At 70.8% G+C, this 23828-nt stretch carries 21 protein-coding genes and 1 tRNA gene; 14 read left to right on the forward strand and 8 right to left on the reverse strand.

The genetic code is table 11. The features are described from left to right. Positions 1-4: 4 nt before the first annotated feature. The 4 genes from QSK37_RS27035 (at position 5) to QSK37_RS27050 (ending at position 5852) form a co-directional block, all read left to right on the forward strand. Positions 5-538 (forward strand): MarR family winged helix-turn-helix transcriptional regulator, encoded by a 534-nt coding sequence (locus tag QSK37_RS27035; protein WP_285626374.1) that lies wholly within the window; start codon positions 5-7, stop codon positions 536-538. Between the two features lie 197 nt (positions 539-735). Beyond that, positions 736-1545: a polysaccharide lyase family 7 protein gene (locus tag QSK37_RS27040; RefSeq protein WP_285626376.1), complete on the forward strand. Its 810-nt coding sequence runs from the start codon at positions 736-738 to the stop codon at positions 1543-1545. A 131-nt stretch (positions 1546-1676) separates the two neighbouring features. Next, the gene (locus QSK37_RS27045; protein WP_285626378.1) at positions 1677-4334 is read left to right on the forward strand and encodes a hypothetical protein; all 2658 of its coding nucleotides are present in this window, start codon (positions 1677-1679) and stop codon (positions 4332-4334) included. 6 nt (positions 4335-4340) lie between these two features. Continuing rightward, positions 4341-5852 (forward strand): hypothetical protein, encoded by a 1512-nt coding sequence (locus tag QSK37_RS27050; RefSeq protein ID WP_285626379.1) that lies wholly within the window; start codon positions 4341-4343, stop codon positions 5850-5852. Positions 5853-6038: 186 nt separating this feature from the next. Here the strand turns inward: QSK37_RS27050 and QSK37_RS27055 are convergent, their stop codons facing one another. The 4 genes from QSK37_RS27055 to QSK37_RS27070 form a co-directional block, all read right to left on the reverse strand. Continuing rightward, a complete protein-coding gene (locus QSK37_RS27055; protein ID WP_285626381.1) occupies positions 6039-6266 on the reverse strand; it encodes an Lsr2 dimerization domain-containing protein in 228 nt (75 codons plus the stop codon). 342 nt (positions 6267-6608) lie between these two features. Further along, positions 6609-7634 carry an amidohydrolase family protein gene (locus QSK37_RS27060; RefSeq protein ID WP_285626383.1) on the reverse strand — a complete coding sequence of 342 codons (1026 nt, stop codon included), beginning with the start codon at positions 7632-7634 and terminating at the stop codon, positions 6609-6611. A 20-nt stretch (positions 7635-7654) separates the two neighbouring features. After that, positions 7655-8545 carry an NmrA family NAD(P)-binding protein gene (locus tag QSK37_RS27065; RefSeq protein WP_285626385.1) on the reverse strand — a complete coding sequence of 297 codons (891 nt, stop codon included), beginning with the start codon at positions 8543-8545 and terminating at the stop codon, positions 7655-7657. A 770-nt stretch (positions 8546-9315) separates the two neighbouring features. Beyond that, positions 9316-9387 (reverse strand) — tRNA-Arg (locus QSK37_RS27070). 210 nt (positions 9388-9597) lie between these two features. Between QSK37_RS27070 and QSK37_RS27075 the strand changes: the two genes are divergently transcribed. From QSK37_RS27075 to QSK37_RS27110, 8 genes are all read left to right on the forward strand, one after another. Beyond that, entirely contained in the window at positions 9598-9987 is a 390-nt protein-coding gene (locus QSK37_RS27075) for a response regulator transcription factor (protein ID WP_285579612.1), read from the forward strand. A gap of 37 nt (positions 9988-10024) precedes the next feature. Continuing rightward, entirely contained in the window at positions 10025-10783 is a 759-nt protein-coding gene (locus QSK37_RS27080; protein ID WP_285626386.1) for an arginine--tRNA ligase, read from the forward strand. Between the two features lie 16 nt (positions 10784-10799). After that, entirely contained in the window at positions 10800-12179 is a 1380-nt protein-coding gene (gene lysA, locus QSK37_RS27085; RefSeq protein ID WP_285626387.1) for a diaminopimelate decarboxylase, read from the forward strand. After that, positions 12176-13477 carry a homoserine dehydrogenase gene (locus QSK37_RS27090; RefSeq protein ID WP_285626389.1) on the forward strand — a complete coding sequence of 434 codons (1302 nt, stop codon included), beginning with the start codon at positions 12176-12178 and terminating at the stop codon, positions 13475-13477. Before lysA ends, QSK37_RS27090 begins: the two co-directional genes overlap by 4 nt. A gap of 277 nt (positions 13478-13754) precedes the next feature. Then, positions 13755-14795 carry a threonine synthase gene (gene thrC / locus QSK37_RS27095; RefSeq protein ID WP_285579618.1) on the forward strand — a complete coding sequence of 347 codons (1041 nt, stop codon included), beginning with the start codon at positions 13755-13757 and terminating at the stop codon, positions 14793-14795. Then, a complete protein-coding gene (thrB, locus tag QSK37_RS27100) occupies positions 14792-15691 on the forward strand; it encodes a homoserine kinase (RefSeq protein ID WP_285626390.1) in 900 nt (299 codons plus the stop codon). The genes thrC and thrB overlap by 4 nt, the downstream gene beginning before the upstream one ends. A 363-nt stretch (positions 15692-16054) precedes the next feature. Next, positions 16055-18010 (forward strand): transcription termination factor Rho, encoded by a 1956-nt coding sequence (rho, locus tag QSK37_RS27105; RefSeq protein ID WP_285626392.1) that lies wholly within the window; start codon positions 16055-16057, stop codon positions 18008-18010. A 206-nt stretch (positions 18011-18216) separates the two neighbouring features. Continuing rightward, entirely contained in the window at positions 18217-19518 is a 1302-nt protein-coding gene (locus QSK37_RS27110) for a sensor histidine kinase (protein WP_285626394.1), read from the forward strand. A gap of 42 nt (positions 19519-19560) precedes the next feature. Here the strand turns inward: QSK37_RS27110 and QSK37_RS27115 are convergent, their stop codons facing one another. Both QSK37_RS27115 and QSK37_RS27120 read right to left on the reverse strand, forming a co-directional pair. Beyond that, complete coding sequence (locus QSK37_RS27115; protein ID WP_285579622.1) at positions 19561-19992, reverse strand: PPOX class F420-dependent oxidoreductase; 432 nt, start codon at positions 19990-19992, stop codon at positions 19561-19563. Continuing rightward, on the reverse strand, positions 19989-20582 hold the full coding sequence (locus QSK37_RS27120) for a dihydrofolate reductase family protein (protein WP_285626396.1): 594 nt from the start codon (positions 20580-20582) through the stop codon (positions 19989-19991). The genes QSK37_RS27115 and QSK37_RS27120 overlap by 4 nt, the downstream gene beginning before the upstream one ends. A 91-nt stretch (positions 20583-20673) precedes the next feature. On the opposite strand from QSK37_RS27120, the gene QSK37_RS27125 reads away from it, so the two are divergent. Together QSK37_RS27125 and QSK37_RS27130 are read left to right on the forward strand one after the other, a co-directional pair. After that, a complete protein-coding gene (locus QSK37_RS27125) occupies positions 20674-21129 on the forward strand; it encodes a winged helix-turn-helix transcriptional regulator (protein WP_285626398.1) in 456 nt (151 codons plus the stop codon). A 34-nt stretch (positions 21130-21163) separates the two neighbouring features. Continuing rightward, the gene (locus QSK37_RS27130) at positions 21164-21811 is read left to right on the forward strand and encodes a response regulator transcription factor (RefSeq protein ID WP_285579626.1); all 648 of its coding nucleotides are present in this window, start codon (positions 21164-21166) and stop codon (positions 21809-21811) included. A 15-nt stretch (positions 21812-21826) separates the two neighbouring features. On the opposite strand, the gene QSK37_RS27135 is transcribed toward QSK37_RS27130, so the two are convergent. Then, on the reverse strand, positions 21827-22474 hold the full coding sequence (locus tag QSK37_RS27135; RefSeq protein ID WP_285579627.1) for a LuxR C-terminal-related transcriptional regulator: 648 nt from the start codon (positions 22472-22474) through the stop codon (positions 21827-21829). 16 nt (positions 22475-22490) lie between these two features. Beyond that, positions 22491-23759 carry a sensor histidine kinase gene (locus tag QSK37_RS27140; RefSeq protein WP_285626401.1) on the reverse strand — a complete coding sequence of 423 codons (1269 nt, stop codon included), beginning with the start codon at positions 23757-23759 and terminating at the stop codon, positions 22491-22493. Positions 23760-23828 lie beyond the last annotated feature (69 nt).

Here is a 23828-nt window from a genome sequence, read left to right on the forward strand (position 1 = left end):
CAAGGTGGAAGAACGAACCGCCCTGGACCATGCCACGGACGGCGACACGGTGAGCTCGATCGTCGACGCGTGGCGCGCGCGGCTGCCGGACCTCGACCCTTCGCCGTTGCTGATCCTGGGGCGCGTCCAACGCCTGGCCGCGATGTGCGATCCGCTTCTCCGGCCGCCGTTCGCCGCCGCGAGGCTGGCACCCGGTGACTTCGACGTGCTCGCCGCGCTGCGCCGGAGCGCGCCGCCCCACGCCCTGTCGAACGGCGACCTCGCCCGGGCGACGCTGGTCACGCCCGGCGGAGTGACCAAACGGATCGACCGGCTGGCCGCCGCGGGGCTGGTGACGCGAACCCGCGACCCGGCGGACGCTCGTGGACGCGTCGTGGCCCTGACCGAGGCCGGCCGGCAACTCGCCGACGAACTCATCCGCGTGCACATGGCGAACGAGTCGGCCATCATCGGGGCGCTCGACGGCGACGAACAACACCTGCTCGCGTCCCTGCTCGGCAAGTTGCTCGCGTCCGTCGAAGCCGGCCGGGGCTCCTAGCGCGGAGCCGATCGGGGTCGTCCATTCAGGCTTGATGCGCCCGAACGTTATTGGTTAAGTATCTTTACAGTCGCTGGTCACGTACTTACTGTGACGTCATGGATCGAGTCGCTTCCGTCCGATCCGTGATCGCCCGTACGGCCATGTCCGCGCCCCCGCCAGGACGCGTGTGCCCCAGCACGTGAAGGAGAACGTTCGTGACCGCACAGAACGACCGAGCGCGCCGTATCCGCCGGAAGCTTCTCGCGGTGGTCGCAGGCGGTGCCATGGTGGTCGCCGCCGGCGCCGTCCACGCCGGTGACGCTGTCGCCGCCGGCCTCGACCCGACCGTCGCACCGGGCGGCAACTTCAACCTGTCGGTGTGGGAACTCCAGCTCCCGATCGGATCGCCCGGCTCGCCGACCACGATCCCGCCGTCCCAGTTGAAGGGCGCGAACGGGTACACGAACCCGGCGTACTTCTGGACCGACAAGAACGACGGCTCGATGACCTTCTGGGACCCCGAGTCCGGAGTGACCACGCCGAACTCGAACTACGCCCGCTCCGAACTGCGCGAGATGAACGCCGATGGCAGCGCCGCGGACTGGTCCCTGTCCGGCACTCACCAGCTGTCGGCGACCCTGCGAATCGTCTCGGTGACGAAGAACGTCTGCGTCGGCCAGATCCACCTCGGCAGTGGCGGCTCGTCGACGAAGCCGCTGCTCGAGCTCTACTACCACTCCAACGGCGACGTCGTCCTCGGCCTCGAGAAGTCACCCGATGGCGGTCAGAACACCTACACCCTGACCAATGTGCCGCTCGGCACCCAGTGGAGCTATGTCATCGCGATCGTCGGCGGCAAGATTCAGATCACCGTCAACGGCACAACGAAGAGTTACTCGATCGCCTCGGGCTTCAACGCCTACCACCAGTACTTCAAGGCCGGCGACTACAACCAGTCCTCGTCGAGCAGCACCACCAACGGCGCGAAGGTCAAGTTCTACGCCCTGACCGTGTCCCACACCTGACCGCCCACCCGTTGGCCTCTCCGTCGCGACCCGTGTGACAGTCGACGGGAAGTTCGTGGTACCTGGCCTCAGGTACTGACGTCTCGATCTACAGTCACGTGGCGAAGCCGACGATCAGTGAGGAGCGCTACATGGGGGGACTGCAGTCCGGGGGAGGGACGAGCGCGGTCGCGGCGTCGGCGCACGCCGGGTGCGAGCGGTTCCGGTTGACCGATCCGTTCATCACCAGCAAGACCCGCAAGGCCCTGGCGGCGCAGGTCGGCCGGCCCGACACCAGCGCCGGGATCCCCGAGGCTCGATGGATGCGGGCGATGACCTTCGAGGGTCTTGTGCGCTCCGAACGCTTCGTCTCCGAGCTGCTCACCAAGACGGTCGGACAGCTGGGCCTTCCCCGGCCGAAGGCCGTGCGCCGGCGCGACTGCCACGGGGCCGTCGCGGTCACGGCCACGGAACTCGCGCAGGCTCACCAGAAGGCGAACTCCTCTGGTGAGACGACGATGTTGACCGCGCTCGCCGTGCCGTACCTCCACCTTGAGGACGTCCCCGACGCGACCGCCGTTCAGCCGGATTTCGCCATCGTCTGCCCCCGCGAAGGCGACGGCTCCTGGCTGATCATGGGTGATGCGAAGGACTACGAGCGGGTTCGCTCGCGCATCGACGACGGTCGGATGCTCAAGGGTTTCCTGCAGGTCGCCCTGGGTGCCGAGTCCGCCGCCGGCTGGAGCGAACTGCCGAGCGGCATGCGGGTTCACCGCCATGGCGCGCTGGCCGTGCCGCGCAACGCCTTCCTGCAGCCCGAAGCCGTGGTGGAGTTGCTGGACGACCACCGGGTCGAGGTCCGTACGAGGGCGGATGAACGCCTGGAGACGAAGGCGCGGCTCGGCGACGCTTCCCCGGCAGAGGAGGACCTGGCCGCCTACCTCGCCGATCTCACCGCGGCTTTCGACCCTCGCAGCTGTGTGACCTGCAACCTCTTGGCGTACTGCCGGGAAGAGCTGCGCGCCGCCGACGACCCGCTGGCCCTGCTCACCGAGATCGGAGTCGATCGTTTCGTACGGCCTGCCGTGGTCGGGCTCGTGTCCGGCACCGGGGAGGTCGGGCAGGCCCCGCACAGCGTCGTCGGACAGGTCAACGCCACCGTCAGCGGCCTTCCGTACTGGCCCGGACGCCTGCGTACCGACCCGTGCGGGTTGCCGGGCACCATCGAGCTGGTGCTGGTGAAGTCGGATGCCACGGCTCTCGGCGTGCACGGCGTGGCCGTGCGGAAGGTGGGGGCGGACGGGCCGGCCGGCTGGGTGCGGCGGGTCTTCGCCGACCCGCAGTCCCCGCTCACCCGCCGAGAGATGATGCGGATCCTCGGGAAGGCGATTCGCGAGGTCCGGGAGGCGGGCCTCGGGCCGGTCCACCTGGTCGTTCCGGACCGGCCGAGCGCCGACCTGCTGGCCACCGCCGCGGACTCGCTGGCCGGGGTCGAGCTGAGCCGGCTGCGCTGGCAGCACGACCTGGACAGCGGCCGGCCGGCCTTGACCTTCGATGGGGAGCCGGCCACGCTGCCGGACCCGCTTCACGCCGACGAGCGGCTCGCGGTCAGCTTCCTCCTGGAGGAGGACCGGGCCCGGGCCATGAGCCTGCGCACCCCCATCGTCGACCTGCGGGCGGTGCTGGCCGCACACGTGATCGCCGGCGGCCCGGCCGTCGACGCCGGCCGTCTCGACTACCTCGTCACGTGGGCCGAGGCGAGCGATCCGCTGGACCACCGCAAGGTCTCCGACAGCATCGCCGAGCAGCCGCAGACCCCCGGTGCCCGGCTCTCCAACTCCGTCTCCGACGCGATCGACAAGGCGCGGCGCGACGACGACATGGGGGAGTACGACGCGCTCGTCGAGGCGGCGCTGGGTTACCGCGTCGAGGTGGTCGAGAGGGCGTTGGCGGTCCTCGGCGGGTTGCGGACCTCCCGGCTACGTGAGGTGCATCGCGTCCTGGAGGGTGACGCGCAGGAGATCTGGGGCCGCCGGGTGGCACTGCAGGCCTCCGACCTCGTCCGCTTCTCCCGGACGCACCGCACCTGGCGCAACACCCAGGTCGAGATGCTCGATGCCGACCGGAAGTGCGCTGACCAGCTCACCTGTCTGGCCGACGCATCGGTCGCGCGCGACAGGGCGACCGACGCGGGGGTCCGCGAGCTGGCCCTCGCGACCGTGGTCGACCTCGACCCCCTCCGCCTCGACGTGAAGTCACGGCGCCTGGCCGACGGGTCGACGGTCGTCGCACTGCACATCGACGACCGGAGTCTCGTCGAGCAGCCGAGTACGACCATCAAGGTTCAGGCAGGGTCGTTCAAGCTGGGGCAGCTGCCGGTCGGGACGCTCACCCGTACCGACGGCGTCGAGGGACTCCTCTGGGATCCCAAGGTCGTACCCGGCCTGGCCGTAGGCGACGAACTGGTCCTGGCCGACACCACCTGGTTCGGCAAGCCGCTCAAGTCCGGTCATGAGATCGCGGTGAAGCGGCCGTCGCTGGACAACCAGTCCGCCCCGAGGGCCACCTGCACCCCGGACGCCTACTCCGCGGACCCCGAAACCCACGAGTGGTGCTGCCGGCCGCACACGGTCGCCGAGGCGCAGTGGTCGGACACGCTGGCGGAGCGCCGGGGCCGTGGCGAGCTGAACCCCGAGGTCTGGCCACCCCTGATCGACGAGGAGCGGTTCGACGTCGGCCCGGACGATGAGGGGCCGCTGCCTCCGCCCACCTCTCCTCCCGACGGCCTGACCATCGACGACCTGGACTGAACCGCGATGACGATCACTTTCTCGCCCCCCGCCGCGTCGCCCGCCGACGCGCTGCACCACGAAGCCGCGGCCAAGGGGAACTTCGAAGCCGCCCAGAGTGCCGTCTCCGCACTCTCGTCGGTCCTGAGCGGTGATGCCGACCACGACAAGATCCTGCTGCGCGCCGCCGCCGGCGCCGGAAAGTCCTACGCGCTCGTGAGGATGGTCCGAGAGGCCATGGAGCATGCGAGCTGTACGCGGGTGGGTGTCACCGCCTTCGCCAACAAGCAGGTGTTCCCGCTGGCCGGTGAGTTGGGGGAGGAACTGGGCGCCTCCCGGGTCTGCCTCTTCGTGGCCGAGGACCGGGTGCCGGAACTCCCGCAGAACGTGCTCGACCACGTCTCCGTCGCGACCTCCACCGGCACCATCCCCGAGACATGCTCCGTGGTCCTCGGAACCTCGCACAAGATGGGCGCATGGGGGCAGCGGAAGCGGTTCCTCGACCACCTGGGTCCGGCCGCCAACGCCGAGCTTCCGTTCGACGTCCTGTTCGTCGACGAGGCATGGCAGCTCCCACTCCACCGGTACACCACGGTCGAAGGGCTGGCGCCCCTGTCCGTCGGCGTGGGCGACGTCGGCCAGCTGCCGCCGATCGACCCCAGCCAGAACCCATGGCGCGGCGACCCCGGCTACAACCCCTACCGTGCCTGGCCCACCGCGTTCGAGGACGACGAGAGGACCTTCACCGTCGATCTGCCCGCGGTGTGGCGCCCCACGGCCGCCCAGCTTCGCCTCTGGCGGACCTTCTACGGCGACTGGGACCGGCTGGACTGTGTCGCGGGGCCGGGCGACCGGTCCATCGAGCTGCCGGCCCTGACGGGAGCCGCCGCGGCGGTCTGGGCCTCCGTCGCCACCGGCGACCCGACGCTGCTGGAGGTCGACGGCCTCCCAGATCCCGAAGCGGCGGACATCGACCCACCGCTGCTCGGCGTCGTCGAGGAACTACTCGTGCCGCTCCTGGAGGGCGGATTCACGGTCGTCCGCCGACGGTACGACGGAGTGGGCAACCCTGGGGACGAGGTCCGGACCACCTCCGACGCGCCATCCGGCGATCCCCTGATCGTCGTTCTCGCCACCCGCAACCAGGCCGTGGATGACGCCACCGCCATGGTCGAACGCCTCACCGAGAAGTACGACCTGCCCGATGGCGTGCTCCTCGCCTCGACCGTCGACTCCTGGCAGGGCCAGACCAACGCCATCACCGTCGCCATTCACCCGCTCTCAGGCGCCGACCAGCTCGATGAGTTCAACTCGGCCTTCGGCCGCCTCGCCGTCACCTGCACCCGCGCCACGCACGGGCTGCTGATGGTCGCCCGAGCCGGCCTCAACGATCTGCTGGGCGAAGCCCCCGCACGACCGGGCACGCCACTCGGCGAACCCGGGAACCGATCGCTTCCCCGCCAGACCCACCAGCGGATCCTCGCGACATTCAGCCGTGCGACGTTGAAACTCGACGCGAGCAACGGCGACGCCGGGTGACTCACCCGGATACCCGACGGCCTGATGACGGCTGACGAATCGCGTCACTCACCGCCGTACGACAACCGCCCCGCACCTCTTCGGAGGGCGGGGCGGTGCGTCGTGCGCGGTGTCAGCGTGGCGCCGGCTCCCCATTCCACGAGCGCCTGGGTACGAGCCGGCGGCGCTCCGGCTTGCCTGTCAGGCTCAGGCCGGAGTGTCCGACGTGTTCTTCCGGGCGCGTCCGGCCTGTTTGGCCTTGACCGCGCTCTGCATGAACGGCGCGAGCTGGTCCAGGAGCTCCTGGAGCTTCGCGAAGTTCGCGTCCCCCAGGTCGATCGTGTACATCAAGCCGCCGAGCTCGAAGTCTCGCTTCGCCACGTCGTCTCCGTCACGGCCATCGATGTCATCGATCTTGATGGTCTTGGTTGCCAACTACCGGCCTTTCCATGTGAAGGGCGAGCCGCGGCACGTCGCCGCGAGCATCGCGAGAGATGGCGGGAGGCCCAGGAAAACCTCCGCCCGCGCATCGAGGTCCAACGAATGCGCGGGGCTCAGACTACGGCAGTCTTCCAGACCAAGATCATCTATTCGCGACACAGTACGGGGTCGTGCGAATGGGCTCGATCGGCCGGGAGCCGTCGGGGTGCCCCGAGCGCAACCGGCAAGCCGACCCTGCATGACCACACGTCGGTCGGCCGCCGGATCGACGAAAGCGCCGCGGCGGGCCGACCACCTCGGCCTGGGTCGGCCATCTCGGCCCGCCGCGGTCTCCGGTCAGAGTCCGAACAGCCGCTCCGCGTTGCGGTGGGTGATCGCCGCCCGCTCCTCGGCGGTCAGGTCGAGCCCGTCGATGAAGTCCGGCACCTTCCCGAGCTGCAGGAAGGGATAGTCGGTGGACCAGATCACCCGGTCGAGGCCGACGGTCGAGCGGACGAACTCGAACTCGGCGTGGTGTTCCATGCCGCTCGGGGTGACCCAGACGTTCGAGCGGTAGGTCTCGGTGATGGTCCGCGACAGACCCGTGTCACCTGGCGACAGGACGTCGTCGAGGCGGTTCAGGAAGAATGGCACCATCTCGCCCCAGTGGCCGCTGACGACCTGCAGGTCCGGGAAACGGTCGAAGACCCCGCCGAGGATCATCCGCAGCACCTGGATCCCGGCCTCGTGGTGCCAGCCCCACCCGCCCAACGACAGCTCCGCCGTGACCTTGTCGCCGAATCCCGCGTAGTACGCCTGCTGGACCTGGGGAACCGGGACGAATGGGTGCACGTAGAGCGGCACCCCCAGCTCGGCGATCCGGGCCAGGACCGGCCGGTACATCGGGTCGTCGAGGAACCGCTCGCCCGGGCGGCCGAGGATCAGCACCCCGCGCATGCCGAGCCCGGACACGGCCCGGTCCAGCTCGGCGACGGCGGCGACCGGGTCCTGCCACGGTAGGGCGGCGAACCCGTGCAGCCGGTCGGGGTAGGTGGCCACCGCCGCCGCGAGGCGGTCGTTGGCCGCCTGGCACAGCGCGATGCCCGGATCGGCGGGCACCATCTGGACCGGGCTCGTCCAGGACACGATCTGCACGTCGATGCCGTGCTCGTCCATACGCCGGATCCGTTCCTCGCCGAGGTCGGTACCGAGGCGGTACGCGGTCGCCTGGTCGACCGCAGGTGACCGTCCGGGTCCCGGCCGTACGGGCGCCGAGCTGGTGCTCTGGAAGCGCAGGTAAGGGGCCCCGCGGGCGAGCACCGGGCCGGCGGCCTCCATGATCGCCGGGTCGATCGCGTGTTCTTCGATGCAGATGAGAGTCATCTCGTCCTCGTGTGGTGTGGTCAGGAGCGGGCGGCGTCGACGGCGGGTCGGAGAACCTCCGTGCACCACTGGCGGAAGGTGGTCGGCGTGCTGTTCTCGGCGGTGCGGACGACACCCTCGTCGAGACCGTCGATCTTGGCCGTCGCCATGTCGGCCATCGCCCGGGCCATGCCGGGCGACGCGCCGAAGGAGAGCATGGCGGTCTCCAGCGACGCGGCCTCGACCTGCATGTAGCGCACCGGGATGCCGAGCACGTCGGTGATGACGGCGGCCATGTCGTTGCCCGACAGGTCTTCGGGGCCCAGCACCGGGACCTCGGCGAACCCGGCCCAGCCGCGGTCGAGCAGCAGGCGGGCGGCGGTGCCGCCGATGTCGCGGGTGGCCACCAGCGGCAGCTTGCGGTCGGGCGCGAGGGGCCCGGAGATCACACCGTCGCCCAGGATCGTGCGGATTTCGCGCAGCGTGTTGTCCATGAAGGTCGGGTTGGCGAGCGAGCGGTAGTTCGTGACCGTGGCGAACAGGTCGTCCATGGCCAGCGAGGCGGTGACGTTGCCGGCCCGGCCGGCGACGGCGGTGCCCCTGCCCAGCGCCGAGACTCCGACGACGTGACGGACGCCGTGCGCGGCGACGGCCTCGACGCCCGGCCTGCTGGCCTCGACATAGGAGGTCATCACGTCGGGGGCGCGCAGGTCACTGGGCATCAGCCAGAACACCGCGTCGGCGCCGGCGAAGGCCTTGCCGACCACCGCGGCGTCACGGTGGGAGCCCTCCACGACCTCGACACGGTCGCGAACGGTGGCAGAGAGCCGCCCCGGGTCGCGGACGACGACCCGGACGGGCTCGCCGGCATCGAGCAGCTGCTCGACGACATGACGGCCGATCTTGGCGGTGGGTGCGGTAACGACGATCACGAGCACTCCTCTGTACGGCGAGGATGTAAACTCTACCGTACCGTTTACTTTCGCATTCGGCGCACCCGCGCTTCGGCGTCCCGGCCGGCCTAGGTCGGGAACGCGCCGTCGAGCAACGCGGCGAGCCTGGCGACCGGAGCAGCTCCTGGACCTCGTCCACCGTGCCGCCGGCGTCCACGACATCGCCGCCACGGGCATGACGAAGCCGATGCGGAGTGGCTCGGCGATCGAGGCGCGCGGCCGCGGTGATCAGGTCGTTGATCGCGTCTGGCCCGCATCGGCCCCCGACCGGCTCACGGAACAGACCGAAGTCACCCGTCTGCACCCAAACGATCTCCGCCCGCTCGAACGCGTACTGGTCGTGAGCCCGGACCACCGGAAGTCAACCCCGTTCGGCTCCGTGCCCAGCCGGAGACGATCAAGGACGTGGGGGAGACCCAGGGGCCTCGGCTGGTGGCGCTGTACGGAGGCATGTACTACGTACGACATGCTCCGGGCCGGCCGAGGCGATCGCGGTCACCAAGGACACCTGCCACCTGCCCCGCGAAAGGTGGGGCGACACACGTCGCCGAGTGGCCAGGGCAACCGGTCATTCCGCCGGGGCTCCTTCGTTTGGGGCCTCACCTGGGCGGACGCCCCGAAAGCCGTTCCGCGTATATTCGTGATCACGGACATGGACCTGCGTCCGGTGGCACATGGCTGCACACAGACGAAACGCCGGCTCCCAGCGTTAGGGCTGGTCGGCCGGGGTTTTCCTTGATCAGAATGCGCGCCCCCTGCAGGATTCGAACCTGCGCACCCGGCTCCGGAGGCCGGTGCTCTATCCCCTGAGCTAAGGGGGCTCAGGACGCCTAGAGATTATCAGTATCTCGGCACCGCTCGCGCCGGTCCCGGGTGTCGGACGCCCGTACCGGCGGTTCGGCGGAGGGGGCGTTGGCTACGCGGTGGTTTCGGTCGGTCGTCCCCCCGATAACGATGATGCCGCACGTTGTCGTTCTCCGCGTGTCCGGGGCCGTGAACCCGCTAGCTTGGCCGCCGTGACCCTTGGACGCGTGCTGGTCGTCGATGACGACGAGGTGATCCGGCAGCTCATCGCCGTGAACCTTCAACTGGAGGGGTTCGAGGTGGCGACGGCTGTCGACGGTCAGGACTGTTTGGATAAGGTGCGCGAGGTCGATCCCGATGTGATCACGCTCGACATCATGATGCCCCGGCTCGACGGCTGGGTCACCGCGGTGAAGCTCCGGGAGGATCCCGGCACGCGGGGCATCAGGGTCGTGATGATCACGGCGCGGGCGCAGGAGCATGACATTCGCCGGGGGCACGAGATCGGGGTGGACGCCTATGTCACCAAGCCGTTCGATCCCTCGGAACTTATCCGTACCGTCCGGGAGCTGGCCGGTGCCGGGCCCAGCCCGGACGACGCGAGCGACGCCGGATGAGGTCTCGTCCACATGCTGGTCAGATAGTCTCGTACGCGTGACCCCGGGTAGCCTCGCGCACGTGAACCCGGGTGAGTTGAGCAGTGCCGTCATCGACGCCGTACGTGACGCGGTGGCCGATGGCGACATAAGCGTGCCCATTCCGCAGATGGCGCCGGTCGAGGCGACCGCCACGGGGGACTACGCCACGCCGCTTCCGCTGCGTCTCGCCAGGGCGGCGGGGCGGTCCGCGCCCGAGGTGGCGGCGATCCTCGCCAAGCGTCTCGCCAAGCGGCCCGGGGTCCGTACCGCCAGGACGACCGGCCCCGGTTTCCTCACCATCACCATGGACACGCCGCTCACCGCCCGGATCGATGAGTCGTACGGCCTGATGGCCGTCCCGCCGGCCGAGCTGTGGCCTACACGGCCGCTGACGTTCGACAACCCCGGCTTCCGCGTCCGGTTCGCGTACGCGCGTGCCTGCGGGGTGCGGCGGCACGCCGCCGACCTGGGGATGCGCGAGACGGACGGGCCGCTGGACGATCCTCGTGAGCGGCTGCTGATCGGGCTCCTCGCGGACTTTCCCGGCCGGGCGGAGCAGGCGGCGCGGCAGAACGACCCGCGCCCCTTCACCCGGCACCTCGAACGGATCGCCGACGCCTACCACGACGTCCACGAGCAGTGCCCGGCGCTGCCCAGGGGCGACGAGTCCGTCGACACACGGCACACCGCGCGGCTGGGCCTGGCCCGCGCCGCGCGGATCGTGCTGGGAAACGGCCTGCGGATGCTCGGCGAGATGCCGGAAGACCGCCTGTGAGCGTTACGGAGAGATCATGAGTCGAGTGCACCCGGCCGGTCCCCGGCATGCCGACGTGCTGCCGGAGGACCACCCGCTGCCCCCGCCGCGCGACCTCAACGCGCTCGCGGCCGGTGTCTGGCCGCGCAACGCCCGGCGTGACGACGGCGCCCTGACGATCGGCGGGGTGGACGTCCGCGATCTCGCGGGGGAGTACGGCACGCCGCTCTACGTCTACGACGAAGAGGACTTCCGGTCGCGGTGCCGGGAGTTCGCCGGCGCCTTCAGCGACGGCGACGTCTACTACGCGGGCAAGGCCTTCCTGAGTACGGAGATCGCCCGCTGGGTGGCCGAGGAGGGCCTGGGCCTGGACGTCTGTACGGGCGGGGAGCTCGCGGTCGCGTTGCACGCCGGGTTCCCGGTCGAGCGCATCACGTTCCACGGCAACAACAAGTCCACCCCTGAGCTCACGCGTGCGCTCGAGGTGGGAGTGGGCCACATCGTGCTCGACTCCTTCGAGGAGATCGCGCGGCTGGGCTACCTCGCCGCGGAGAGGCGCGTACGGCCCAAGGTGATGATCCGCGTCACCACGGGGGTCGAGGCGCACACGCACGAGTTCATCGCCACCGCGCACGACGACCAGAAGTTCGGGTTCGCCCGGGAGACGGCGCTGGAGGCGGCCCGGCGCGTCCACGACATCGACTCCCTGGAGCTCGTCGGCCTGCACTCCCACATCGGCTCGCAGATCTTCGACACCGACGGCTTCGAGCTGGCCGCCCACCGCGTGGTGGACCTGCTGGTCGCGATCCGCGACGAGCACGGCGTCGAACTCCCCGAGCTGGACCTCGGCGGCGGTTACGGCATCGCCTACCTGGAGGGTGACGACCCGCTCGACCCCAAGCACATCGCCGACAACCTGCGCGGCATCATCACCCGTAACTGCCGCGAGCGGGGCCTGACGGTGCCGCGCCTGACCGTGGAGCCGGGCCGTACGATCGCCGGGCCGGGCGGCATCACGCTGTACGAGGTCGGCACGGTCAAGCCGCTCGACGGGCTCCGCACGTACGTCTCGGTGGACGGCGGCATGAGCGACAACATCCGCACGGCGCTGTACGGCGCGGAGTACACCAGCGTGCTCGCCTCGCGGCATTCCGACGCGGCGCCGATGCTCAGCCGCATGGTCGGCAAGCACTGCGAGAGCGGCGACATGGTCGTGCGCGACCTGTGGCTGCCGGCGGACCTCGTTCCCGGCGACCTCGTCGCGGTGGCGGCCACCGGCGCGTACTGCCGTTCGCTCGCCAACAACTACAACCACGTGCCGAAGCCGGCGGTCGCGGCCGTGCGCGCCGGACGTTCCCGGCTCATCCTCCGCCGCGAGACCGAGGATGATCTGTTGCGCCTGGAGGTTTCGCCGTGACGGCTCTGAGAGTGGCGTTGCTGGGGTGCGGCACCGTCGGCACCGAGGTCGTGCGCCTGCTGCGCGAGCAGGCCGACGATCTCGCCGCCCGGGTCGGCGTCCCGCTGGAGCTGGCCGGGATCGCGGTGCGGCGGCTCGACAAGCGCCGTGAGGGCGTTCCGGCCGAGCTGCTCACCACCGACGCCATGGGCCTGGTGACCGGCGACGACGTGGACATCGTGGTGGAGGTGATCGGCGGGTTCGAGCCCGCGCGCGGGCTCCTCCTCGCCGCCATGAAGGCCGGAAAGTCGGTCGTCACGGCGAACAAGGCGCTGCTGGCCGAGGACGGCGCGACGCTGTTCGGTGCGGCGCGGGAGTACGGCGCCGACATCTACTACGAGGCGTCCGTCGCCGGGGCGATCCCGCTGCTGCGCCCGCTGCGCGAGTCGCTGGTCGGCGATCACGTCCACCGGGTCATGGGCATCGTCAACGGGACGACCAACTACATCCTCGACCAGATGGACACCTCCGGGGCCGGGTTCGCCGAGGCCCTGAACGAGGCGCAGGCGCTCGGCTACGCCGAGGCGGACCCCACGGCCGACGTCGAGGGCTTCGACGCGGCGGCCAAGGCCGCGATCCTGGCCCAGCTCGCCTTCCACACGCGCGTCACGGCCGCCGGTGTGCACCGGGAGGGCATCGCCGACGTGACCTCCGCCGACATCGCCAGCGCCAAGGCGATGGGCTGCGTGGTCAAGCTTCTGGCCATCTGCGAGCGCGTGCCGTCGGAGGAGCACCGGGCCGGGCGCGGCGTCTCGGTCCGCGTGCACCCGGTGATGATCCCGCGCTCGCATCCGCTGGCGAGCGTCCGCGAGGCGTACAACGCCGTGTTCGTGGAGGCCGAGTCGGCCGGTTCGCTGATGTTCTACGGCGCGGGCGCCGGCGGGGCGCCGACCGCGAGCGCCGTGCTCGGCGACATCGTCGCGGTCGCCCGCAACCGCGTGTACGGCGCGCGCGGGCCGGCGGAGTCGACCTACGCCGAACTGCCGGTGCTCCCGATGGCCGACACGGTGACCCGCTACCACGTGGCGCTGGACGTGGCCGACCGCTCCGGGGTGCTCGCCCGGGTCGCCGACGCGTTCGCCGAGAAGGACGTGTCGATCCAGGCCGTACGCCAGGAGGGGCACGGCGATGAGGCGCAGCTCGTGATCGTCACCCATCGAGCGCCCGACGGCGCCCTGTCGGCCACCATCGAGCGCCTGCGCGACCTGGAGATCGTCCGCGCGGTCGCCAGCGTGATGCGCGTCGAGGGCGACGACTGAACACACGATGGCCGAGAGCGCGGCGGCACCGGTTCCGGCGTGCGCTCGATGACGGTTCGATCTTTCCGTTCCGCACGAACGGCCCGTACGCCCGGTCGTAGCTCCAGCGCATGCGGCCACACACGATGGCCAGTGGGGCGGCGGCGACACGCCCGGGGACGCAGGGGGCACAATGATGAATATCCCCCCTTGATCCCAGCATCTGGAACGACGTGAGACGCGCGGCCCGTCGCCCGTAGACTCGGCGTACGGTCATCGCAGGTCAGGAGGGAACACCGTGACCAAGGCATGGCGGGGGATCATCGAGGAGTACCGTGATCGGCTCCCAGTGACGGCCGACACGCCCGTCATCACCCTGCTCGAGGGCGGCACGCCGCTGCTGCCCGCACCACGGCTGTCCCAGCTCACCGGCTGCGACGTCCATCTCAAGGTCGAGGGCGCCAACCCGACCGGCTCCTTCAAGGACCGGGGCATGACGGTGGCGATCAGCCGGGCGGCGCAGGACGGCGCCAAGGCGATCATCTGCGCCTCGACGGGCAACACCTCCGCCTCGGCCGCCGCGTACGCGGTGCGCGCCGGCATGGTGTGCGCGGTGCTGGTGCCCCAGGGCAAGATCGCGATGGGAAAGCTGGCCCAGGCGCTCGTGCACGGCGCCCGGCTCCTGCAGATCGACGGCAACTTCGACGACTGCCTGGAGCTCGCGCGCAAGCTGTCCGCCGACTACCCGGTCGCCCTGGTCAACTCGGTGAACCGCTACCGGCTCGAGGGGCAGAAGACCGCCGCGTTCGAGATCGTCGACACGCTCGGCGCCGCTCCCGACGTGCACTGCCTGCCCGTCGGCAACGCCGGGAACATCTCCGCGTACTGGATGGGATACCAGGAGTACGACGCGCGTCCGCGCATGCTGGGCTTCCAGGCCGCGGGCGCGGCGCCGATCGTGCGCGGTGAGCCAGTGCTGAAGCCGCAGACCATCGCCACCGCGATCCGCATCGGCCACCCCGCCTCGTGGGACCTCGCCGTACGCGCGCGCGACGAGTCCGGCGGCGCGATCGAGGCCGTGACCGACCGGCAGATCCTCGCCGCCTACCGCCTGCTCGCCCGCGAGGAGGGCGTCTTCGTCGAGCCCGCGTCCGCGGCCAGCGTCGCCGGCCTGCTGCAGGCTCGCCAGGAGGAGCTCGTGTCCGCCGGTAGCCGGGTCGTCTGCACGGTCACCGGCAACGGCCTGAAGGACCCCGACTGGGCGATCTCCGGCGCGCCCGCGCCGATGACCGTGCCGGTCGACGCCCACGCCGCGGCCTCCGCGCTGGAACTCACGTGACGCAAGCCGTACGGGTCCGGGTGCCGGCCACCAGCGCCAACCTCGGACCCGGCTTCGACGCGCTCGGCCTGGCCCTCGGGCTGTACGACGACGTCGAGGTCGACGTGGCCGGATCCGGCCTGTCGATCGAGGTCAGCGGCGAGGGGGAGGAGACCGCCGGGCGCGGCGCCGACCATCTGGTCGCGCGCACGTTCCGCGCGGCGTACGACCGGCTCGGCGGCGAACCCACCGGGCTGCGGATCCGCTGTGTCAACCGCATCCCGCACGCGCGGGGGCTCGGCTCGTCGTCGGCGGCCACGATCGCCGGCATCCTCGCCGCGCGCGCCCTGCATCCCGCCGGGGAGAAGTTCACCGACGACGACGTCCTGGCGCTCGCGACGCGCATCGAGGGGCACCCCGACAATGTCGCGCCCTGCCTCGCCGGCGGCCTCACCATCGCCTGGGAGACCAGCGGGGGAGCCCGGATGACCAGGATGGATGTGTCCTCGCGCGTACGACCGGTGGCGCTCGTACCCGACGTGCGGCTCGCCACCGAGCGCGCCCGCGGGCTGCTGCCCGACACGGTGCCGCACGCCGACGCCGCGGCGAACGCCGGCCGCGCGGCGCTGCTCGTCGCGGCGCTGACCGCGACGCCCGAGCTCCTCCTCGACGCGACCGAGGACCGGCTGCACCAGTCGTACCGCGCGCCCGCCATGCCCGAGTCGCTCGACCTGGTGAAGCGGCTGCGCGCGAAGGGCGTGGCGGCGGTCGTCTCCGGCGCGGGCCCGACGGTCCTCGCGCTCGCCTTTCGCGACGGCGAAGTTGATTCAATCAGCGCCGAAGTGGGTACTTCGTGGCACATACACCCGCTGGATGTGGCCCCCCATGGCGCATGCGTTCAGCCGATTGATCAGTGACACGCGACATCGACCTCTGGGGAATAGCAGTGTGCCCAGGTGATGTTAGGCTAAGTGCCGCACCAGATGCCCCGCTCGGGGGCGTGGGCTCGTCGGCCACTCCGGCTTATGCCGGCCGCGTGACGCGGATGTGGTTCCCCGGCACCGAAACCGCTCGTCGTTCATTGTTTCGGCAAAGCTTCGGACGTAACGGGATCGGGGATCAGATCCGGCGACCTGCCTCCACCATCTGGCTGTGGCCAGAACTCTTCGCCGATCAACATCAGATCAGCAGAGCTCGACTGATCCGGCGCCCCCGCCGGCTCGCACTACCGGGTTGCCTGGCCGACGGCGGCCACACCCGCTCCCTGGGAAGGACCCTTAGTGAGCGAAACCACCGAACTCCTCACGGACGCAGCCACCACAGCGCCTGAGGCCACCCCTGCCGAGCAGACGGCTCCCGCTCCGCGGCGTCGCCGCAGCGGCACGGGCCTGTCGGCCATGGTGCTTCCCGAGCTGAAGGCGCTCGCCTCCAGCCTGGGCATCAGCGGCACGGGCGGCATGCGCAAGAGCCAGCTCATCGCTGCCATCCAGGAGAAGCAGGCGCAGAACGCCGGCGGCGGTGACCAGGCAACGGCGCCCAAGTCGGCGCCCAAGGACGAGGGCGAGGCCGCCAAGGCCGCCGCCCCGGCGAAGACGGCCCCCGCGGCCGAGACGGAGCGCGGCGAGTCCCAGCAGCCCCGGCGTGAGCGCGCGCCGCGGCGCGACGACGCCGCCCCGCAGCAGGGCCAGCAGCAGGAGATCAAGACCGACTCGGCGGAGTCCGAGGGCGGCCGCGACGGCGGGCGCGAGAGCGCCGGTCGTGACGGCGGCAACCGCGAAGGCCGCCAGCGGCAGCGCGGCAACCGCAACCGCGACGGCCAGCGTGATGGGCAGCGCGACGGCCAGCGTGACGACAGCCGTGGCGGCCAGCGTGACGACAGCCGTGGCGGCCAGCGTGACGACAGCCGTGGCGGTCAGCGCGACGACAGCCGTGGCGGCCAGGAGGGCCGTGGTGGCAACCCGGGTCAGCGCGGCAACCAGGGCCAGCGGCAGAACGACGACGACGAGGACGGCGGCGGCCGGCGGCGGCGCGGCCGGTTCCGCGAGCGCAACCGCGGCCGCGGCGGCCGGGAGCGCTACGGCGACGCCGACCCGGTGATCAACGAGGACGACGTCCTGATCCCGGTTTCCGGCATCCTCGACATTCGCGACAATTACGCCTTCGTCCGCACCACCGGCTACCTTCCGGGCCCGCAGGACGTCTACGTCTCCCTCGCCCAGGTCCGCAAGTACGGCCTGCGCAAGGGCGACGTCATCACCGGCGCCGTCCGGCAGCCGCGCGAGGGCGAGCGGCGCGAGAAGTTCAACGCGCTGGTCCGCCTCGACACGGTCAACGGCATGGAGCCCGAGCAGGCCAAGGGCCGCGTCGACTTCTCCAAGCTCACCCCGCTGTACCCGCAGGAGCGGCTGCGCCTGGAGAACGACCCCGGCCAGCTGACCACGCGGATCATCGACCTCGTCAGCCCCATCGGCAAGGGCCAGCGCGGCCTGATCGTGTCGCCGCCGAAGGCCGGCAAGACGATGGTGCTGCAGGCGATCGCCAACGCGATCACCAAGAACAACCCCGAATGCCACCTGATGGTCGTCCTCGTGGACGAGCGTCCCGAAGAGGTCACCGACATGCAGCGGTCGGTGAAGGGCGAGGTCATCCACTCGACCTTCGACCGGCCCGCCGACGACCACACGATGGTCGCGGAGCTGGCGATCGAGCGCGCCAAGCGCCTCGTCGAGCTCGGCCACGACGTCGTCGTGCTGCTCGACTCGATCACCCGCCTGGGCCGGGCGTACAACCTGGCCGCTCCGGCCAGCGGCCGCATCCTGTCCGGTGGTGTCGACTCGACGGCGCTGTACCCGCCGAAGCGGTTCTTCGGCGCCGCCCGCAACATCGAGAACGGCGGCTCGCTGACGATCCTCGCCACCGCGCTGGTCGAGACCGGCTCGCGCATGGACGAGGTGATCTTCGAGGAGTTCAAGGGCACCGGCAACATGGAGGTCCGGCTGCGCCGCGAGCTCGCCGACAAGCGGGTGTTCCCGGCGATCGACGTCGACGCCTCCAGCACCCGTAAGGAAGAGATCCTCATGTCCGCGGAGGAGCTGCGCATCGTCTGGCAGCTGCGCCGGGTGCTGCACGCCCTGGAGATGCAGCAGGCGCTGGAGCTCCTCCTCGAGAAGATGAAGGAGACCAAGTCGAACGCGGAGTTCCTGCTGCAGGTGCAGAAGACGACGCTGAACGACTGATCCCGGAGAGGCGAGCGCGACCGGCGAACCCGAGCGCGACCGTCGAAACGCAGAAGAACGCCCCGTGGCCTCGCGCCCGGGGCGTTCTTTCGTGTCGGGGGTGGGGATAGCCCCACCCCCATGAGGCTGGGACGCTCCATGGCACGCGGGGCTCCCGTCCGTGAGGCTGGGGCCGTACGGTGGATGCGGCGCGAAAGGGACCCGCGGTGAACAGCACGCTTGAGATGACACCCTCCCGGCGGCGGTCCGGCCCGCTGCGGCTGGCGGGGGAATCGCTGACCTGGCGGTCGGCCGCCTACCTGCTGCTGCACTTCCCGTTGGGACTGGCGTACTTCGTCGGTCTCACCGTGCTGCTGTCGGTTTCCGTCGGCACGGTGATCATCTGGGTGGGCGTGCTCGGGCTCGCCCTCGCCATGATCCTCTGGCGGGGGGCCGCGATGTTCGAGCGGCGCCTGGCGAAGGCGGCCTTCGGCGTCGACATCCCCGACCCGTACCGTCCGCTGCCGAAGGGCACCAATCTCTTCGCCAAGTGGAAGGCGATGGCCGTCGACCCGGCGACCTGGAAGGACCTGGTCTACCTGTTCCTGGTCTTCCCGCTCGGGGTCGTGGAGTTCGCCCTGTCGGTCGGGATGTGGTGTGCCGCCCTCGCGCTCATCGCGATGCCGCTGACGATCAACTGGCAGGACGGCGGTTTCCTCTACCTCACCGTCGGCAGCCACGAGATCTGGTTCGACAACACCCTCACGACCCTGCCGGCGATCCCGCTCGGCATCGCGCTGGCGTTCGTGGTCATGTACGTCGTGCGCGGCATCGGCTACGCCCACGGCGCGCTGGCGCGCTTCCTGCTCGGCCCGAACGAGACCCAGGCGCTGCGGGCCCGTACGGCCCAGCTTCAGGCCAGCCGGGCGCGGGGCGTCGACGCGGCGGAGGCGGAACGCCGCCGCATCGAGCGTGACCTGCACGACGGCGCCCAGCAGCAGCTCCTCGCCGTGGCGATGGACCTCGGCCGGGCCCGGGCCAAGCTGGAGACCGACCCGGCCGGCGCCCAGGAGCTGATCCAGCAGGCTCACGCTGGTGCCAAAGAGGCCATCGCCGAGCTGCGCAACCTCGCCCGCGGCATCTACCCCGCGATCCTCACCGACCGCGGTCTGGACGCCGCGATCTCCGCGGTCGCCGCCCGCGCCCAGGTGCCGGTGGCGGTCGAGGTGGACCTGCCCACCCGCCCGCCCGCGGCCGTCGAGAGCATCGCGTACTTCATCGTCTCCGAGGCCCTGACCAACGTCGCCAAGTACGCCCGCGCGACCCGCGCCGCGGTACGCATCACCCGCGACCAGAACTGGATCGTGGTGGAGGTGTCCGACAACGGCGTCGGCGGCGCGGAGGCCACCCCGGGCGGCGGCCTGGCGGGCCTGGCCGATCGCGCGGCCGGCATCGACGGCATCCTCACGGTCAACAGCCCTCCAGGCGGCCCCACCGTCATCCGGGCGGACCTCCCGGCGGTCTGGTAGCCGGTCCGCCCGGACGCACGCGGGCATCGAGGACAAGGCGTCTCAACCCACGCTCTGGGTGTCGGGCTCGATGAGCGCGACGACGCGTTCCACGGTGCGTGTGTAGGGGCGGCCGATGTACTTCATCGCGATCCGGTCGACGATCTCCCAGGCCGCGTCGCCCTCGATCCACTCGACGACCCGGCCGCGGACGATCACCGGCTGGAACGGGTTGTCGGGCGGCGTCAGGGAGAGTGCGATCCGCGGGTCGCGCCGCAGGTTGCGGGCCTTGCGGGAGCCCGGCCCGGTGATGATGACGACGTGGTCGTCATGCGTGCCGATCCAGACCGGCACGGAGTGGGGAGCGCCGTCGGGCAGGACGCTGGCGAGGTGGGCGATCGGGCTGCCGTCGAGGACGCGGCGTACGTCGGTGTCGAGCATCGGGGTCATCTCCTGGTCATCGGGGTTCATCGGGTCGTCGGGGGAGTGGGTCATCGCTCGACCGCGTAGTGGAGGTGGGTGACGCCCGGCGCCGGGACGGCCTCGATGAGGCGGAGCCGTACGTGCTCGGGGAGGGTCTGGAAGAAGGGCCGGCCGCCGCCGAGCAGGACCGGCACCTGGTGGAGGACCACCTCGTCGACGAGCCCCGCCTTCAGCGCCTCGGTCAGGACGCCGCCGCCCATGAGGCCGACGTCACCGTCGCCGGCGGCCTCGCGAGCCGCCGCGATCGCGTCCTCGATGCCGGTGGTGACCAGCGTCTGCCGCTCGGAGATCTCCGGAACGGGCCGGTGGCTCAGCACGACCAGGCGGGCGTTCGGGTGCGGGCTGCCGCCTCCGAAACCGTCGGAGTCGTCGTAGGTGTTGCGCCCCGCCACGACCGCGCCCACGCGTCCGGCGAAGGCGTCGAAGACCCGGGCGCTGGACTCGCTCAGCTTGAATCCGTCGAACACCCGGCTGGGCGTGTCGCCGGCGAAGTACCAGTCGAAGAGCGTCGTGCCGTCGCCGAGCCCGCGCCCGGCGCCGGGGTCGCGGCCGGTGATGTAACCGTCGACCGACACCGCGTGGGCGCTGAGGACCTTGCTCATTTTCTCGATCCTTTCGGAGTTCCTTGAGGAGACGCCATGACCGTAGCAGCCCGAAGTTCCCTTAGGGAACCCCGATTGCTAAACTGATTCCATGCAACGCACGAACTTCGCGGAGATGGCGTGCTCGATCGCGCGCACGCTCGACGTCATAGGGGAGCCCTGGTCGCCGCTGGTCCTGCGCGACGTGTACGCCGGGGTCAGCCGGTTCGAGCAGATCCAGGCGGACCTCGGCATCTCGCGCAAGGTCCTGACCGAGCGGCTGAACCACCTCGTCGAGCAGGGCGTGCTCGAACGCCGGCCCTACGACCGGCGACCGCGGTACGAGTACGTCCTGACGGAGAAGGGCGCCGAACTCGTCGACCTGCTCATGGTCATGATCGGCTGGGGGGACAAGTGGCTCGCGGGCGAGGCCGGCCCGCCGGTCCTCTACCGGCACCACGCGTGCGGTGAGATCAGCAGCGTCGACCTGCGCTGCGCCCACTGCGGCGAGCCGATGCACGCGGGCGACGTCGACCTGCTGCCCGGCCCCGGTGCGGCGGCGACCTGAGGCCGCGCGCGGATCTCCTCTAAGCTTGGCGACCGTGCGGGTCGTGATCGCGGAAGACGCTGTGATGCTGCGCGAAGGCCTGATCCGCCTTCTCGCCGATGAGGGCATCGAGACGGTGGCCACCTCCGGCGACGGCGCCGGGCTCATGGCGCTCGTCGAGGAGCACCGGCCGGATCTCGTCATCGTCGACGTCCGCATGCCCCCGACGTTCACCGACGAAGGGCTGCGCGCCGCCCTGCAGGTGCGGGAGCGGGTGCCCGGCACGCCCATCCTCGTCTTCTCCCAGTACGTCGAGGAGCGCTACGCCACCGACCTGATCGGCGGCGGCGCCGAGGGCGTCGGTTACCTGCTGAAGGAGCGTGTCGCCGACGTCGCGGAGTTCCTCGGCGCGGTCAAGCGGGTCGCCGAGGGCGGCACGGTCATCGACCCCGAGGTCATCGCGCAGCTCCTGGGCCGCCGGCGTCGCGGCGACCGGCTGGAGGCGCTGACGCCGCGGGAACGCGAGGTGCTCGGCCTCATGGCCGAGGGCCTGTCCAACGCGGCGATCGCCCGCAGGCTCGTCGTCACGGACGGCGCGGTGGAGAAGCACATCTCCAACATCTTCCTCAAGCTCGGCCTCCAGCACACCAACAGCACCCATCGCCGGGTGATGGCGGTGCTGGCCTTCCTCGGCCAGAGCTGAACGGCCGGTCCGGCTTCAGGAGCCGTTGAGGTAGGCCAGGACGGCGAGGACGCGGCGGTTGTCGTCGTCGGAAACCGGCAGGTCCAGCTTCAAGAAGATGTTCGACGTGTGCTTGGCGATGGCGCGCTCGGTCACCACGAGGCGCTGCGCGATCGCCTGGTTGGAGCGGCCCTCGGCCATCAGCGCGAGCACCTCGCGCTCGCGCGGCGTCAGGTCGCCCAGCGGCTCGTCGCGGGACTTGCGGACGAGGAGCTGGGAGATCACCTGGGGGTCCATCGCCGTGCCGCCGGAGGCCACCCGGCGTACCGCGTCGATGAACTGGTCGGCGTCGAACACCCGGTCCTTGAGCAGGTAGCCGATGCCGCCGCTGCCGTCGGCCAGCAGCTCGCGGGCGTACAGCTGCTCGACGTGCTGCGACAGCACCAGCACCGGCAGCCCGGGGATCTCGCGCCGGGCCTGGAGGGCGGCCTGCAGGCCCTCGTCGGTGAACGTCGGGGGGAGGCGTACGTCGACCACGGCCACGTCCGGCTTGATCGTGACCAGGGCCCGGTTCAGCTCGGGCCCGTTGTCGACCGCGGCCGCGATCTCGAAGTCGTACGCCTCGAGGAGCCGGACGAGGCCGTCCCGCAGCAGGAACAGATCCTCGGCGAGGACGACGCGCATCCCGGCTCCTCCAGCATCAACGCCGGGGCGTGGTCAGCGCGCACGGCAGCTCCATGGTCACGATCGTGGGGCCTCCCGCCGGACTGTTCAGCGCGAGGACACCATCGAATGTACCGAGTCGCCGCTCGATTCCGCGAAGTCCGGTGCCGCCGGACATGTCCGCGCCACCCTGGCCGTCGTCGGTGATCATGATACGGAGCATGCCGTTCTCGTGCCGGAGATCCAGCCAGACGCGCTGCGCGCCGGAGTGCTTGGCCGCGTTGGTCAGCACCTCCGAGACCGCGAAGTAGGCCGCCGACTCGACCGGGGCCTCCAGAACGCCGGGAAGGTCGACCGACACCTCGGTGGTGAGCGGGCTCGCCATGGCCAGGGCCCGTACGGCGTCGCCGAGCCCGCGTTCGGCCAGGACCGGCGGGTGGATGCCACGGACCAGGTCGCGCAGCTCGGTGAGGGCCTTGGAGGAGGACTCGCGCGCCTCGGACAGCAGCTTCCTGGCCTTCTCCGGGTCGCGTTCGAGCAGGTGCTCGATCGCGCCGAGGTTCATGCCCATGGCCACCAGGCGGGCCTGCGCGCCGTCGTGCAGGTCGCGTTCGATCCGGCGTAGCTCGGCCGCCTGCGTGTCGAGCGCGTCGGAGCGGGTCTCGGTCAGGCGCTCCACACGCATCTCGAGCTCCCGCTCGTGCGTCGGGCCCAGCAGGGAGGCGTCCAGCCGCGCGTGCGCCTTCATGATCAGCGGGGTCAGCCAGATGCCCAGCCCCGCGTACACGAACCCCATCAGGCCGGCGAGCATCGCGCTGCCGAAGCCGGTGACGTGCACGAAGGTGTACCAGTCGCCGCCGTCCGCGTGCACGATCGGGTACCAGAGCCCGGCCGCCAGCACCCAGCCGTACGGGCCGTAGAAGAGCAGCGCGAAGGCGAAGATCGCCATGGCGAACCCGGCGGTGGCATCCGTGATCATCCACAGCAGGTCGCGGTACGTCGCCGGGTCCTTCATGATCCACCGGTACCGCTCCAGCACGCCGAGCACGCCGCTCTGGAACTCCGGCTTCCGCCGGTACGGCGTCTCGATCTCCACGCCGAACCAGTCGCGGGCGAGCCGGCGGCGCAACCCCATGTAGGACCGGGCGGCGGCCGTGACGACCGGCGTCACGAACAGCCCCACGCCGACCAGGGACAACGCCATGAACACGACCGAGAAGATGAAGGACACCAGCGATCCGACCATGGCCAGCAGGGCCAGGCCCAGTCCGCGTACGGCGGCGAGCGCCGCCCTCCCAATGTTCATCGTTCCTCCCGGTCTCCGTCCTTATCTTGCCGTCTCGAGTCTCGCGAGCGTGCCGTCCGCGGTCACTGG

Source organism: Actinoallomurus iriomotensis, assembly GCF_030269445.1.
Taxonomy (GTDB): domain Bacteria; phylum Actinomycetota; class Actinomycetes; order Streptosporangiales; family Streptosporangiaceae; genus Actinoallomurus; species Actinoallomurus iriomotensis.